Raw genomic sequence first — 15,398 nt, 5'->3', positions numbered from 1 at the left:
CGTCCTCCCCTTATGTATTTCCTATATTGTATCATTAACTAAGATATGCTGAGCATGAATTAGTTTGAGTATTCATACTCACTTTTGTAAGAGGTATAGAAGGTTTTAACTGCATCCAAATGGCTCCACAAATAACCATGGACATTTCCTGTCACCCTTTTTAATTGGTTTTTCGTAAATGTCTGCGAATGCTTTAGTTTTATAACTTCCTCTTCTAATCTAAGTATATTCTCAAGAAGACTCTGTAAATACATTTTCGTGGTTTGATCATATTCTTCTCTAAATATTAATTCGGTGACTATCTTTCTGTTACTTTGTATTTTAAATAATGTATTACTTAACACATCTTGATCCACTTGAGCCGTTTCTTTAGAATTCAACCATGGTAGTTCATATAGTTTCATTAGTGATTGAACTTGCGCTGTCATATAGTCATCCGCTGGTTGATCCTCATACAACTGAGTGAATTCATCTAAGTTAGCCAAATATTGCCCCATCACTATATTGTCTGGATTGTAGCGAATTTGCTTATGTAAACTAAGTGTAGAAAATGGAAATTGCCATGTTATCGCGATTAATACAAACACAATGACTAGTACACTAATTAATAATTTTCGTTTATTCAATTTTTTCATTACGATTCTCCCTAATTATCTAAGTCGTTTTTAATGAATAGACCATTATTTTCTTCCTTTTCCTCTATTCCCAATTTTTCTTTCACTTCAGCTAAATCTTTCAATAGTAGTTTTGTATTTAACCATCCTGCAATAGAAGCAAAAACAGCCACAATTAATATTAAAATAATAATCATTTCTAAACCGTTCATTTTCTCACCTCATTTTTCTTATTTAGTATTACGAATTATATAGGAATTTGTTTCGTGATCAGGAGTATTCATCTCCATAGAATTGCTTTTTGTTGTTAGTAACGCTAAGCCAACTGCACTCACCCCTCCAACAAGCTTACCGACAATTAATGCAAACGTCATTTCCTTCTCTATGCCCGCAACAAATCCAAGATGACTTCCCAATACAAATCCCGCACTTACTGCAAATGCAATATTAATCACTTTTCCTTTTGGGTCCATTTCCTTTAGAAGACTCAGCATTGGAATAACATGTGCAAGCGATGCAAGCAGACCGGTAGTGGAGCTGTTTCCAATTCCTAACCAAGAACCGATTTTTTTCAATGGCTTTTGAAACACCTGTTGAATAAAGGTAACCATCGGAAAAGCTCCAGCTAGAAATACCGCAATTGTTCCAACTATGACTATCCCTTCATTTATAGGAGTCATATTAGGGATTACCACATAACCAGTAATCGTTTCTATGATTATTGCAACTAACCCTATAATCGCGATTATCTCAATTAATTTAGCAAAAATGGTAAAGCCCTTGATCATCTTTTCAGGCTTTTTCCATAACCCGATTGCAATGAAGATCGAAAACAAAATAGTGGGGGCTAAATTTTTCAAAATCATGATCATATGTAAGTTTGCTACTGCCCCACCTACTAAACAACCAATCGGAACCGTAATCAAACCTAGCATAATTCCCTTAGCTAAATAGGGGTGATCTTCTTTTTTTATGATTCCAAGGGCAACTGGTATGGTAAATACGATGGTTGGCCCCATCATTGTTCCCAAAAAAACCCATGAAAAAATCTCTGCTTCTTCACTTAACGACATCTGTTGAGCCAATGCATAGCCACCCATGTCAATAGCTAGAATCGTATTGGCAAATGCAGCAGGATCCGCTCCTATTAACCGATAGACAGGAGTTACAACTGGAGCGATTAGATCTGCAATTACTGGCGCCATAGAAATGATACCAACCATCGCAATCGTCAATGGCCCCATGGCCATAAAGCCTTCTGCAAAGCGTTCACCTAGTCCTAGCTTATTTCCTATTAATTTATCAAAAGCACCTAAACAAAGGAAAAACACAACAATAAGCACAATAACATCATTCATCCACATTTCCTATCCCCATTCTTAGAGGTAATTTTCAACCTAATATTTCCCTATGTTCATGAGCTAATTGAAGCAACTCAAAATTACCACTCTTTATGCTAGTTAGGACTTCTTCTACTTCCTGCCAAGCTAACTGATATAGATCGTGATCGATGTCACCCTTAGATAACGCTTCTTCTAACTCATCCTCATCTAGTAAAATAATCTCTCCCGTAGGCAAAACGACAATATCAAGAAATAAGTCATCCATCCATGGAATATCGTTTTCTATCCCATTTTCAAGACAAATATCTATATACCATTGGACAATTTCCTCTTTCTCATTAAAGGTTACTGTTATGGAGTGGTGTTTACCATTAGGAAACTGCTGTAGCCAGCTATATCCATGATCGACAATACAAACATCCTTTTCACCATAGCTAACATGAAGTTTATCTTTTACCTTATTCATTTTTAAAAGAGTAATATATCCATTAAACTTTTCCGATTGAATATATTCCTGCGAATAATCTCTATCTATAATCCTTTTCCAGTTTGCACGGTCCCCATATTTCCTTTTCAACAAATGCTGCACCCCGTTTATACTTATGCTTTCGTATCCCAATTCCTTCAAAGTTTACTTATACTTAATTAAGTTAAAACATCTATCCTTTACAAATTCGACCAATTATCCAGAATTTCCTGCAAAAATCGATTTTTAGAAGTAAGTTTAAAATAGCAAATTATGGACAATCTTAAGTATTGGCATCAATTTTTTTACAGCAAGGAGATTACTATGAAAGTCTTTCAAAATTTAATAGCTATGTTTAGTTTTTTTCTGTTACTTCACATGTTTGCAATCACGACAGAAGCAAAGAACGGGGATACTTATGAAGTTATTGTAAATTCGTTACATGTTCGAGATTCTCCATCAACTACCGGAGAAATAATAGGAACCTTACAAAAAGGCAACACGTTCACAAAGCTAACCGAAAAGTCCGGATGGTATCAAATCAACTATAACGGAGAAAAAGCATGGGTAGCTTCCAACTACGTACAACCCGTTGAACCTCTACAAGACGACATTTTCTTCTCGTCTGGTGCTTTGTCAGACTATACCATAGTCGTTGATCCCGGTCACGGAGGAAAAGACCCTGGAGCAATTGGTCATAATGGTGTACTTGAAAAAGATATTATTTTAACTACTTCTAAGAAGATCGCTGATTATTTAAACTCCACTGGAGCAAATGTTATTTTAACTCGAACGAATGATAAATTTGTTTCGCTCGATAAGCGCATTGAAATCAGCAATACAAATAAGCCTGATGCGTTTATTAGTATCCACTACAATTCATTTTCCATGGAAAATGTCGGTGGATTCAACACATATTATTACTCCTATGGCTCAGACCTTGAATTAGCGAATTCCATTCATACGTCGCTTGCTGAGGAAGTTAATCTACGGAACCGCGGGGTATTACGTGATGATTATCGAGTCCTACGATATAACAACAGTCCTGCTGTATTAATCGAGCTAGGCTTCATTACGAATTCAAATGATTTATTAGTTATTCAAACAGAGGAGTATCAGTCTGGTGTAGCCAAAGCCATTACAAACGGAATTAAAAAGTTTCTATTGGAGTAAAGGAAAAGAAGCTGCCTGATTGGTAGCTTCTTTAAAGTTCCTTTTCATAACAAATACATTCATGGACACGCTTATAGTTAGCTTTTATCTTTTTGGTCTCTTTTCCGGTATAATGAGCAAACACTTGAACTGGATACAGAGAAGGTTTTTCACTAGTAATAGTGTTTTTCAATTCATTTTGCCCATCCATATATACATGCAAATAAGAATCTACACGTCTAAAGTTATTTTTTTCATACCAGCTATTAACCCAATCGTCATCTCTAGTCCAAGCTTCTAATCGATTTAGCCCTTTTTGTTTTGCTAGTTTTTCAGCTTCAGCTAATAACTTATTGCCAATGCCGTTACGCCTAAAATCAGGATGAACAGCAAGATGCCAGATCATTCCGCCAAGTCCGTTTCCTCTAGAACACAATGTTCGCTCCGTCTTTTCGTATTCTACATCGATCAAGCCTACTAGTTGGTCGTCTTTTACTGCTACTAATTCAATTGCTGGATTCTCATAGGTTTCTTTTTCTTGAAGTACATTATCGTAATATGCTGTTTGTAAAAATGATAATACTCGACACCTTAACCAACCTTCCTCATCGGATGACTGATATTCCCTAACCTCCATAACGTATCTCCCGTCTGTATTAAAGTAATGATTATTGTTTTTTCTATTATATAATACGAACCGGAGATATAACATACTCCTCCGTACACCGCTACGGAAATACACATTGCTAGCGTTACACTCTGTGGTCAATGATTGGAACGGAGTGTGCCTACGGGAACAGCACATAACTGAAGACCCAGCATTAATTATAGATCATCAAATCCATTGAGATCGCTTGTTTTTGCGTATTGACGTGATTTCTGTTCAAAGAAGTCCGTTTTCGTGCCATCAAACTCATCTACATATGCTCGAATCCACTTCATTGGATTATCTACATTTTCCGAATAAATTTCACTTAATCCCATCATCCGTAACATTTTATTTGCCCGATACTTTATATATCCCTTCATTTCTTCCATATCCATTCCATCTACTTCTGCTAGAACATAGGAAGACCATTCGATTTCAAGCTCTACAGAATGTTTAAAATGCTTATACACCCAATCGGTAAATTCACTTGTATTTAAATGAGGATTTTCTGATAAGGTTGCTCGAAATAACTCGGCAATAAATCTTCCATGCTCCAGCTCATCTCTATTAATATAGCTAATCATCGTTGACGTTCCTACCATTTTATTATGTCTAGCTAAATGGTAAAAGAATGCGAACCCTGAATAGAAAAACATCCCTTCTAATAATGCCGTATAAACCATTGTTTTTAAGATATTCTCTACAGTTGGCTCTTCGACAAACGCATTATATTGTTCCATGAGCTGTTCGTTTCTGTTCAAAAGAACTTGGTCCGTCCTCCCCAATTGAAAGGTATTGTTTTGTTCGTCTAGTGACACAACAGATGATAGAACATAGGAATAGCTCTCATTATGAACTGCCTCCTGCTGTGCGATGACCGCCATAATCGATTGAACAGATGGATCTGTTGCATACAACGATAGTAGCAATGCAGTTCTTGTTTGGGGTGCATCTAACGTTGATAATAAACCGATAATTTTCAAGTATGCCTCTTGTTCTGACTTCGATAATGTTGAAAATTGCTTAATGTCGCTTGCCATATTTACTTCGTCTGCCTGCCAATAATTTCCTACAAGCCGTTTATACATTTTATACCAATGTGGGTATGCAATATCATTCCAATTTAAAATTCCACTAGATTTCCCACCAAAAAGTCCCGTTGATTTATTAGGATGCATAGGCTCTAATGTTTTAGCTCGTTTAAGCAAGGATTTTTCCATGATGTATTACTCCTTCCAACCAATGTTCAATTAGAGCTTCTTGTGCTCCTCTTGGTGATTGTTCTATTTTTAAACCTGACCACTTACTTTGGTAGAAATGTACTAACTTATCTACTGCCTTACAAAATAATTCGTCTCCGCCAAATTGCGTATCACCTGTCCCAAAAACAGCAACATTATTTGGCTTATATCCTACTTCCAAAACAAAATCCTTTACCTCTTCCGGGGTAGCCCCTCTATCCCAAGTGAAAGTACCAATAAATATGAAGTCATATTCGTTAGCATGAATAGGTGGATCAATCCCCATTCGATGCCGATCCACTAAAAACCCTTGCTCTTCTAGATTTGAAGCAATCATTTCTGCAACCTCTTGTGTGTTTCCGCTATATGACAAATAAGCTATAACCGCTCTCAACTTGCACACCACTCACATTCCTCAATATCACTTGAAGTAGATCGAACATAATACGTTGTTTTTAAGCCTTCCCTCCATGCTAATAAATGCAAATCTAGAAGAACAGAAGCTCGAATAGTATTAGGAACATAGAAATTAAAGGATATGCTTTGGTCTATATGTCTTTGTCGAGCAGCATTTTGCCTAATTGACCAACGTTGGTCCAAAATATAAGCTGATTTCCTGTAGAAATCATAGGTTTGATGATTAATATCTGGTGCTGTTGTTGGAATTTTAAAATCTTTTTTCTCTTCGTAATAAAATACTTTGAATATAGGGTCAATACTTGCTGTTGATCCCGCAATCATTGCTGTTGTTGAGTTTGGAGCTACTGCCATTAAGTATCCATTACGAATCCCGTATTGTTGGATATCCTTTTGAAGGTTTGCCCAATTTTCATCTGTGTAATTTCTTTCCTGAAAGTAATCGCCTGTACTCCATTTACTTCCTTCAAATGCTGGATAACTTCCTTTTTCTTTACTCAGCTCCATACTTGCCTTTATGGTTAAATATGCTATTTTTTCATAGACTTCTGTCGTATATTCCACTGCTTCATTTGATTCCCAATGAATATTTTTAAGAGCCAATAGATGATGCCATCCAAACGTTCCAAGTCCAATAGCACGATATTTTTGGTTCGTCAATTGCGTCTGTTTAATTGGCAATGTGTTTATATCGATAACATTATCAAGCATCCTTACCTGAATCGTAATCAATCGTTCAAGAACTTGATTAGGAATTGCTCTACCTAAATTTATCGAGCTTAGATTACACACAACGTAATCACCCGTCTTATATTTTTTTACAATTGTATTTTCATTTTCAACGTACTCTTCCAGAAACTCTGTCGGTGACTGATTTTGTGTGATTTCGGTACAAAGATTCGAACAATAAATCATGCCATTTTGTGGATTAGCATTTTTTCTATTTACTTCATCACGATAGAACATAAATGGTGTGCCAGATTCAAGCTGAGATTTCATAATACGTTTCATAATTTCAATTGCTGGTACTTTTCTTTTTGTAAGTAAATCAGACTGAACACACGCTTCATATTTCAAGCGCCACGTTCCACTACCTTTTTGTTCATCGTAAAAGTCTTCCAATGAATATCCCATTACCTGTCGTACTTCATGAGGATCAAATAAGTACCAATCTCCTCTATTTTCAACCTGCTCCATAAAATAATCTGGCAGACAAACACCAGTAAAGATATCGTGAGCCCTCATGCGATCGTCACCATTATTCAGCTTTAAATCAAGAAATGACTCAATATCCATATGCCATACATCTAAATAAATAGCAATGGCACCTTTTCGAGTCCCTAGCTGATCCACATTCACTGCTGTGTTATTTAATTGTTTAATCCAAGGAACCACACCACTGGACATCCCTTTAAAGCCCTTTATCGAACTTCCTCTAGCACGAATTTTCCCCATATAGACTCCAATCCCACCGCCATTTTTGGACAGCTTAGCAATATCTGTATTGCTGTCATAGATTGATTGCAAGCTATCATCAACGGTATCAATAAAACAGCTGGACAATTGACCGTGGGTTTTACCTGCATTGGTTAGCGTTGGCGTTGCCACTGTCATATATAGGTTACTAAGTGCCCAATACGCCTCTTTCACCAATTCTAACCGCTGTTCTTTGGGCTCATCTTGCATAAGGTACATCGCAATAATCATCCAACGCTCCTGTGGCAATTCATATGTATTTTTTTCATGATCTGTTGCCAGGTACCTCGTTGCTAATGTATATAATCCAAGATAGTTAAAAAGCAAGTCACGATCTGGCACAATTTCCTGCTCTAAATCATTTATCTCGGTTTTTGAATAGTTATCTAGCAAACTAGTAGTATATATCCCTTTATTCGTCAATATATCTATTAGATGATACAAACTTCCATACCTTCCATCATAATCATAATCACGATTGAAGGCTGCTTTTCGATACAATTCTTGTAAATATATTCGACTAGCTAAATACGTCCAATTCGGATTTGCTTCATCTATGTTCTCCAATGCATTTTTAACTAAAATATCCATCGCATTTTCCCAAGAAACGTCATTGGTAATTTGCCTAAGTGCCTTTTCTTTATATGCTTCTAAGTCTAAAGATAATCCACTAGCATTGTGTTCCAGGAATGTTATTACGTTTTCATGTACTGATTTCGTTTCGGTAATCATTGCAGTTCCTCCTATTATTAAAAAATACAAAAGCCGTTCACTCTAATTGGAGGAACGGCTTAAAACGACAGAAATAAGTATAGAATCCTATCGTCCCACCTTCTCTCGCCCCGGAGAAATGAAACTACAAGTTATGGCAGGTCTCCTGACTCGTGTTTCTCTCTACTAAAGACCTTCCCATATCTCGCGAATGCTAGATACAGTGGTTACCTCGTTCGTCCACACTTACAGTTGCGGGGACAGTTCTAGATTTTCACTAGATTCCCTTTTAAGACAATGCGTGTCACCTTAACTCGTTAATACTATATATAGTATGATTGTTATTAAATTTTCTCAATATATTGTATTTAGATACTACCACACTAAAATGGAGGATGCAATAGTTTAACAAAATTAATTTATTAATCTTGCATATACGAATCCGAGAATATCATTAATCTGTTGCTTTTCTACTTGAAATCCATGGTAAGATAACCATTCTACTAACAACGATTGATCTGCATAAAATTCGTCCTCAATACAATCTATAGCTAACTGATTCTCGGCTTCACGAAAACTACTTAGAACTTGTTCACGGTGTAGTTGATTTTTAAACATTAGATCTCCAATACAAATTTGACCACCTGATTTTAGAACTCTAGTCATTTCCTCTAACGCGATTAATTTTTGATCGTCAGGCAAATGATGTAAGGCATAGCTTGATACAACCGCTTCTACAGAATGATCCAATATTGGAAGAGCTAAAAAATGCCCTTTTCTCGTTTCTATTTCTGGATGCTTTTCTTTACATGTTATAAGCATTTTTTCAGACTGGTCAACCCCAATAACTTTTACTCCAAGTGGCAAAAATTTTGCTCCTAAATTCCCAGTACCAATCCCTATATCTAGACAAGTATCACCTAGATTAAGGTTTATTTTATTTTTTATTTTCTCCAAAACTGTATCATATCCTTCATGGACATTAAAACGATGACCTTGCCTTTTAATATTTTCATCGTAATGTGTGGCCTGACCATCGAAATTCCAACGATCCTTCCAGCTCTTACGAATCCGTTTTAGGTTACTTAAATGATGAGCCAAGTCATAGAAGTTTTCTGGAAGCACAGAATCACTTGTGGTTTCTTTCACCATGTCATCAATAGTTTCAATCATATCTCTCATTTCAATCCATTTTTCATATAGTACAGATCGTTGGATGTTAAGATACTCTGGAATACTTATCGTTGGATGATCTAGTAATTCCTTAATCTCATCAACCCGAACTCCTACTTCCCTTAATGCAAGAATCGTACTTAAACGAACAAGGTCCTTTTCCGAAAAATATCGATAATCATTTACTGTATCCTTTTTAGGAGTAATTAATCCTTTTTCCTCATAAAAGCGAATCGTTCGTGCTGTTGTATTCAATCTTTCTGCTACTTCTTTAATTTGCATACCTAACCTCATCTCCTTTTTCTCTACTATAGAGATTCACGTTACGTAAAGGTCAATAAAAATTTAGAAAAATTATCTGCCTTTATTTTAACAAAACAGAATGTAGAAAAGACGAAAAAAATGACTAGTAATAGATAATCCGATTATCCTATAAATATAGGGATTTTGTTAAAGCTTTTATGGCAAACTTTGGCTGTACTACAGACAGCATAAACTTCGTAACAAAATCGTTAAATCTTTTTTACTTCTCATCTTACTTTTATTTTTGATATAATTAACACCTAGTCATAATAGCTAGTACTTACAATTAATTATATAGATAAATTAGGAGGACATCATGGCATTACTAACTGAGATAAATACTTCCGTTGAGGTTCAAAATTATATTGACCACGTTTTTGAAAAAGTGAAAAGAAGAGATCCGAATGAAGAAGAATTTCATCAAGCGGTTTATGTTATTTTTAAATCCATCAAACCGGTGTTGATGAAAAATCCAGCATATATAAAGCATAATATTTTAGAGAGAATCGTGGAACCAGAACGTCTAATAACTTTCCGAGTTCCATGGGTGGATGATCAAGGTGATGTACAAGTAAATCGAGGATACCGCGTACAATTTAATAGTGCTATTGGGCCTTATAAAGGGGGATTGAGATTTCACCCATCTGTTAATACAAGCATTATAAAGTTTCTTGGCTTCGAACAAATATTTAAAAACGCCCTCACAGGTCAACCTATCGGTGGTGGAAAAGGAGGCGCTGATTTCGATCCTAAAGGCAAATCGGATGGCGAAATTATGCGTTTTTGTCAAAGCTATATGACGGAATTATCTAAACATATCGGTCCTGACATTGATGTACCAGCGGGGGACATTGGTGTAGGAGCACGAGAAATAGGCTATTTATTTGGGCAATATAAAAAAATGCGTGGAAGGTTTGAAGCTGGCGTATTAACCGGAAAAGGTCTACTTTATGGTGGAAGTTTAGCACGAAAAGAAGCAACTGGATACGGCGCGATTTATTTTGTAAAAGAAATGCTAAATGATCAAGGGCAAACATTGGCTGGAAAAAAGGTTGTCGTATCAGGATCTGGTAATGTATCCATTTACGCTATGGAAAAAGCAATGGAGTTAGGTGCGAAGGTCATCGCTTGTAGTGATTCAAATGGTTATATTTACGATGAAAAAGGAATTAATTTAGACACCGTAAAACAACTAAAAGAAGTGCAACGTAGACGTATTAGTGAGTACGCTTTAATCCACCCTGAAGCATCGTTTGTGGAAGGAAGCTCTGGAATATGGTCAATTCCATGTGATATCGCACTACCTTGTGCAACTCAAAATGAATTGGACGTAAAAGCTGCAGAAACACTAGTAAATAATGGAGTAAAAGTTGTTGCTGAAGGAGCAAACATGCCTTCTACTGCTGATGCAATTGCTGTGTTTCTGGAAAATGAAATTCTTTTCGGACCAGCCAAAGCTGTTAATGCAGGTGGCGTAGCAGTATCAGCATTAGAAATGGGGCAAAATAGCTCGCGAATGTCTTGGTCTTTTGAAGAAGTAGATAAGAAGTTACAAGAAATCATGAAAAACATTTATCATAATAGTTTAACGGCTGCAAATGAATTTAATAAACCAGGCAATCTAATATCTGGAGCAAGTATTGCAGGGTTTACAAAGGTTGCAGATGCAATGTTAGAACAGGGTGTAATTTAGTATAAAAGGCTTTCCTTAGGTGGAAAGCCTTTTTATGTTGGTTGCTTGGATATATAATCAGCGCTTCTTTTGCTGGTTTTTCATCGGATTTTTTATTTATTCAGCATTTCCCTGCTGGATTCTAGCACATATTACAGTTATCAGCGAATAGTCCATCCCATTTCAAGTGGCTATTTGTGACGGCTTCTCTCTTGAACGGTCTGCTCTCAATCACCCTTAGAAAATGCCAATGGTGTATGATGATCATAAGATTTTCCTAGTCGGTAATAGTGGTCGACAATGTATTGGTTTAAATCCTTATATTTATCTGGAACTGGTGGTAATTGATCAGCATCTTCTTGCTTCCAAACTGACTGGCCTGGCGCAACAAAGCGGTTGTCACCAATAATGACGTGATTTGTTACGGTGGCCCCGTGCATAATAACACAATCCCTTCCAATAACTGCACCATAAATGTTTGCATGCTGACCAATGAATGTGTTCCTTCCAATGAAAAGTGGTCCATGTACGGCTGCATGGTGAAGAACACTATTTTCCCCTTCTAAATAAACACCCCATTTTTTTCCACCGATTTCTACGTGTTCGCTACCGGGGTGGACATGCATAAGTACATAATCTTGAATGTTCGTATAATCACCTATGAAATAAGGATATCCAGAATCTGCTCGAAGTAAATTCTTAAAGCCAATAAAAACATCATCCGCTACCGTAATGTCTCCAATAATCATGGAATCTGTGCCAACTACTGCTTCTGTGCTTATTTTAGGCTGACGAACACTTTTTACTTCTTCAACTGGTGGATTCGAATGAATAATTGGTTTTTCCACATACATCAATCCCCTTCACATAATTCAACTCGTTTAAAATTAGGCTATGTAAAGGGGGTTAGATTGGTTCTTAGAATGACAAACAAGAGCTTCAGTTCGCACCATTGATTAGAAAAAATCTACTCTCAAAAAATAAAAACGCCACACATGTGACGTTCATATCGTTTAACCGAGTACTGCCCGATCACTTTCAAACTGTTCCCCTCGAATACGTTTAAACTCCTGTAATAAGTCTTCGATGGTTAACTGTTGTTTCTTATCGCCATTAATATCTAAAATAATTTGGCCTTTATCCATCATAATGAGTCGATTTCCTAGATCTAATGCTTGCTGCATATTATGTGTGACCATCAATGTGGTTAATCCAAACTTTTGTACCACATCTTGTGTAATTTTAGTGATTAATTCAGCACGAGAAGGATCAAGTGCGGCTGTATGTTCATCAAGTAATAAAATATTTGGCTCAGTAAATGTTGCCATTAATAAAGAGAGCGCTTGTCGTTCTCCACCCGAAAGCAACCCCACCTTTGCATTTAAGCGATCTTCCAAACCTAGATTTAAGGTTGTTAAATATTCACGAAAGTACTCTTTTCTTTTTTTCGATACACCTAGCTTTAATTTTCGTTTTTTATTTCTTGAGTAAGCCATCGCTAAGTTCTCTTCAATCGTCATCGAAGGTGCTGTACCAGCCATTGGATCTTGGAAAACACGACCGATCATCGTAGAACGTTTATACTCTGGTAAAAAAGTAACCTTATTATTCGCGATGGATACATCACCTACGTCTGGAGCTAGATTACCCGAAATAACATTCATTAGTGTCGACTTCCCAGCACCATTACTCCCAATCACCGTAACGAATTCCCCTTGTTTCAGCTCAAGGTTTATACGTTGTAAGGCTTTTTTTTCATCTGGTGTTCCTTCGTTAAATGTAATAGAGATATTGCTTAGATTTAGCATATCACGATGCCTCCTCTATTTGTGTGCTTAATTCTGCTCGTTTACGTAAGCGTCTTTTTTGTTCTTTCCGAGCGTTCATGATTTTTGGTGCAACTAAGGCAACAATAACAAGTACTGCAGTTATTAATTTCATATCACCTGTTTCCAAGAAATCAACACGAAGCGCTAATGTAACTACGATTCGATAGATGACTGCTCCACCAATAACCGCAATAGTTGCAATAGCAATGGTCTTTTTACCAAACAGTGCTTCCCCAATAATAACCGAAGCAAGACCAATGACGATCATTCCGATCCCCATTTGCACATCAGCAAATCCACCATGCTGTGCAATTAATGCCCCTGAGAGTGCTACCATCGCATTAGAAATACCCACTCCGACAATGATTAAATTATCGGTATTAGCGGAAAAACTTCGGATCATACGTTTATTATCCCCGGTTGCTCTTAATGCTAAGCCAACCTCGGTTTTCAAGAAATAATCAGTTAAAAATTTAATTATTAGTACAACAACAATCATAAAGAATACAATTACCCACGTTGACGGTACTCTATCTGCACCGAATAGTTGTAAAATACCATTGAAAAATGAATCAAGACCAACTGCAGACCATAATGGTTGTAGCTGTCTAAAAATAGTAGATTCACCTAATAAGGATACGGTTGGTGAAGCCATTATTCGTAAATTAATGGAATATAGAGCGATCATCATCAAAATCCCAGATAGAAGCGCATTAATTTTTCCTTTTGTATGAAGTAATCCCGTTATACATCCTGCAATAAATCCAGCGATTATCGCAAGCATAGTAGCAACAATTGGTGATACACCATTTACGATAGAAATGGCTGCTACTCCTGCACCAGTAACGAAACTACCGTCAACCGTTAAATCAGGAAAATCCAAAACGCGGAAGGTAAGGTATACACCTAAAGCCATAATTCCATATATAATTCCTGATTCAATAGCACCAAATAATGATAACAGCACCCTTGATGTCCCCCTTCTCGCACTATTTTAGTAAGTTTCTTAGAATAACAAAGCAGGCTTGAGCCTGCTTTGCATTTATTTACTCAATGAAATTTTATTGATTTATTCTTCTTCCGACTCTACAAATTGTGCTTCATCATCCCATGCATCAACCCATTCAACAGCTTGCTCTTCCACCGCTTCTTTATTGATAAATAGTTGAATTTCTGGTGGATATTCCACATCGATGTCCTGAGTTGTTTTTTCCCCTGTTAAGATCTCAACAGCCATTTCCCCTGTACGATAACCAATGGTGTAGTAGTCAATTCCGTAAGTGACAAAGCCGCCTTTTGCTAAAGAATCTGGTTCCCCTACAACTAAAGGTATATCTTGATCATTTGCTACCCCCACAACACTTTCTAATGCAGAAACAACTGTGTTATCGGTAACGATATAAAATACATCAATATCACTAACTAATGTAGTTGCTGCTTGTTGTACTTCTGAAGAGTTTGCTACTGTACGCTCTTCAAAACTTAAACTAGTACCTTCAGCAGCAGATTTTACTGCTTCAATTTGAGTCACGGAGTTTTGTTCACCAGCGTTATAAATCAATCCTACTGTTGCATCTTGGAAATACGTATCTATAAATTTCACAGTTTCTTGAATTGCATCTGGATGAAGGTCAACAACCCCAGTTATATTTTCGCCTGGTTCATCCATTGCAGCTACCAAACCAGCATCTACAGCATCTGTAACTGATGTAAATAATACTGGAATATCCTTCGTGTTTTCAGTAGCTTGTAATGCTCCCAACGCACTAGGTGTTGAATTTGCAAAAATCATATCTACACCGTCCGCTACAAAACCATCTGAGATCGGTTTAACATTGTTTTGATCTCCTTGAGCACTTTGAAAGTCATACTCTACATCTAATCCCGCATCTTCTAATGCAGCTTGAAAACCTTCATATGCTCGATCAAGCGATGGATGCTCTACTATTTGTGATGCTCCGATTTTAAACGTTTTTCCATCACCATCTCCGCTCGTACTATCGTCACATGCAGCTAATACTAAGACGCTAATCATTGCTAAAACCATTAACTGAAGCCATCTCTTCATTACGTATTCCCCCTTATTTTCATATAATATTCAAAATATATTTGACAAATTATATCATACTCTTAACCGGAGTCAAGCAATTCTAAAATATTTTACAATTTTGTAAACGCTTACCCATTAGAGGTTGTAAGGATTTATAAATTTTTTATTTTTCTAGTTACATTTTCCTAATCGTTTAAAAACTTGGTTATGGTTAAAGGGATTCTTGAAATTTTAAGAAGCCCTATACTCTTGATGCAAGCATTTATTGAAAGAGCTAGGTTCTGCTTAAGCATGCCAAGAAA

The 15,398-nt window shown here is 36.6% G+C and carries 15 protein-coding genes and 1 riboswitch; of the genes, 2 read left to right on the top strand and 13 right to left on the bottom strand.

Translation table 11 applies throughout. The features are described from left to right. Positions 1-59 precede the first annotated feature (59 nt). The 4 genes from GMD78_RS09940 to GMD78_RS09925 are packed head-to-tail and all read right to left on the bottom strand — an operon-like array spanning position 60 to position 2,534. Entirely contained in the window at positions 60-635 is a 576-nt protein-coding gene (locus GMD78_RS09940; protein WP_155668669.1) for a hypothetical protein, read from the bottom strand. An 11-nt stretch (positions 636-646) separates the two neighbouring features. After that, the gene (locus GMD78_RS09935; RefSeq protein WP_155668668.1) at positions 647-826 is read right to left on the bottom strand and encodes a hypothetical protein; all 180 of its coding nucleotides are present in this window, start codon (positions 824-826) and stop codon (positions 647-649) included. 18 nt (positions 827-844) lie between these two features. Further along, on the bottom strand, positions 845-1,978 hold the full coding sequence (gene eutH / locus GMD78_RS09930; protein ID WP_155668667.1) for an ethanolamine utilization protein EutH: 1,134 nt from the start codon (positions 1,976-1,978) through the stop codon (positions 845-847). A 28-nt stretch (positions 1,979-2,006) separates the two neighbouring features. Further along, entirely contained in the window at positions 2,007-2,534 is a 528-nt protein-coding gene (locus GMD78_RS09925; protein WP_343042237.1) for a ribonuclease FAU-1 family protein, read from the bottom strand. 213 nt (positions 2,535-2,747) lie between these two features. Between GMD78_RS09925 and GMD78_RS09920 the strand changes: the two genes are divergently transcribed. Next, positions 2,748-3,596, top strand: coding sequence for an N-acetylmuramoyl-L-alanine amidase family protein (locus GMD78_RS09920; RefSeq protein WP_196493776.1), 849 nt, complete (start codon positions 2,748-2,750; stop codon positions 3,594-3,596). Positions 3,597-3,627: 31 nt separating this feature from the next. Here the strand turns inward: GMD78_RS09920 and GMD78_RS09915 are convergent, their stop codons facing one another. The 5 genes from GMD78_RS09915 to GMD78_RS09895 form a co-directional block, all read right to left on the bottom strand. Then, positions 3,628-4,212 (bottom strand): GNAT family N-acetyltransferase, encoded by a 585-nt coding sequence (locus GMD78_RS09915; RefSeq protein WP_155668664.1) that lies wholly within the window; start codon positions 4,210-4,212, stop codon positions 3,628-3,630. Positions 4,213-4,400: 188 nt separating this feature from the next. Next, positions 4,401-5,444, bottom strand: a complete 1,044-nt coding sequence (locus GMD78_RS09910) for a ribonucleotide-diphosphate reductase subunit beta (protein WP_155668663.1) — start codon at positions 5,442-5,444, stop codon at positions 4,401-4,403. After that, entirely contained in the window at positions 5,425-5,859 is a 435-nt protein-coding gene (locus GMD78_RS09905) for a flavodoxin (protein ID WP_155668662.1), read from the bottom strand. Before GMD78_RS09905 ends, GMD78_RS09910 begins: the two co-directional genes overlap by 20 nt. Continuing rightward, a complete protein-coding gene (locus GMD78_RS09900) occupies positions 5,856-8,090 on the bottom strand; it encodes a ribonucleoside-diphosphate reductase subunit alpha (protein ID WP_155668661.1) in 2,235 nt (744 codons plus the stop codon). Before GMD78_RS09900 ends, GMD78_RS09905 begins: the two co-directional genes overlap by 4 nt. A gap of 118 nt (positions 8,091-8,208) precedes the next feature. Beyond that, positions 8,209-8,396, bottom strand: a riboswitch (cobalamin riboswitch). Between the two features lie 87 nt (positions 8,397-8,483). Continuing rightward, positions 8,484-9,524 (bottom strand): MerR family transcriptional regulator, encoded by a 1,041-nt coding sequence (locus GMD78_RS09895; RefSeq protein ID WP_196493775.1) that lies wholly within the window; start codon positions 9,522-9,524, stop codon positions 8,484-8,486. Between the two features lie 337 nt (positions 9,525-9,861). On the opposite strand from GMD78_RS09895, the gene gdhA reads away from it, so the two are divergent. Next, complete coding sequence (gene gdhA, locus GMD78_RS09890) at positions 9,862-11,238, top strand: NADP-specific glutamate dehydrogenase (protein ID WP_155668659.1); 1,377 nt, start codon at positions 9,862-9,864, stop codon at positions 11,236-11,238. Positions 11,239-11,444: 206 nt separating this feature from the next. On the opposite strand, the gene GMD78_RS21855 is transcribed toward gdhA, so the two are convergent. The 4 genes from GMD78_RS21855 to GMD78_RS09870 all read right to left on the bottom strand — a co-directional run bounded on the left by GMD78_RS21855 (position 11,445) and on the right by GMD78_RS09870 (position 15,114). Then, positions 11,445-12,065, bottom strand: coding sequence for an LbetaH domain-containing protein (locus GMD78_RS21855; RefSeq protein WP_196493774.1), 621 nt, complete (start codon positions 12,063-12,065; stop codon positions 11,445-11,447). Positions 12,066-12,230: 165 nt separating this feature from the next. Then, entirely contained in the window at positions 12,231-13,025 is a 795-nt protein-coding gene (locus GMD78_RS09880; RefSeq protein ID WP_155668657.1) for an ABC transporter ATP-binding protein, read from the bottom strand. 1 nt (position 13,026) lies between these two features. Further along, positions 13,027-14,013 carry an ABC transporter permease gene (locus GMD78_RS09875; RefSeq protein WP_343042234.1) on the bottom strand — a complete coding sequence of 329 codons (987 nt, stop codon included), beginning with the start codon at positions 14,011-14,013 and terminating at the stop codon, positions 13,027-13,029. Positions 14,014-14,115: 102 nt separating this feature from the next. After that, on the bottom strand, positions 14,116-15,114 hold the full coding sequence (locus tag GMD78_RS09870) for an ABC transporter substrate-binding protein (RefSeq protein WP_155668656.1): 999 nt from the start codon (positions 15,112-15,114) through the stop codon (positions 14,116-14,118). Between the last annotated feature and the right edge of the window lie 284 nt (positions 15,115-15,398).

Source organism: Ornithinibacillus caprae (assembly GCF_009728145.1).
Classification (GTDB): Bacteria; Bacillota; Bacilli; order Bacillales; family Amphibacillaceae; genus Ornithinibacillus; species Ornithinibacillus caprae.
Note: the sequence above shows the minus strand (reverse complement) of the source record. Positions and strands in the feature narration are given on the sequence as shown.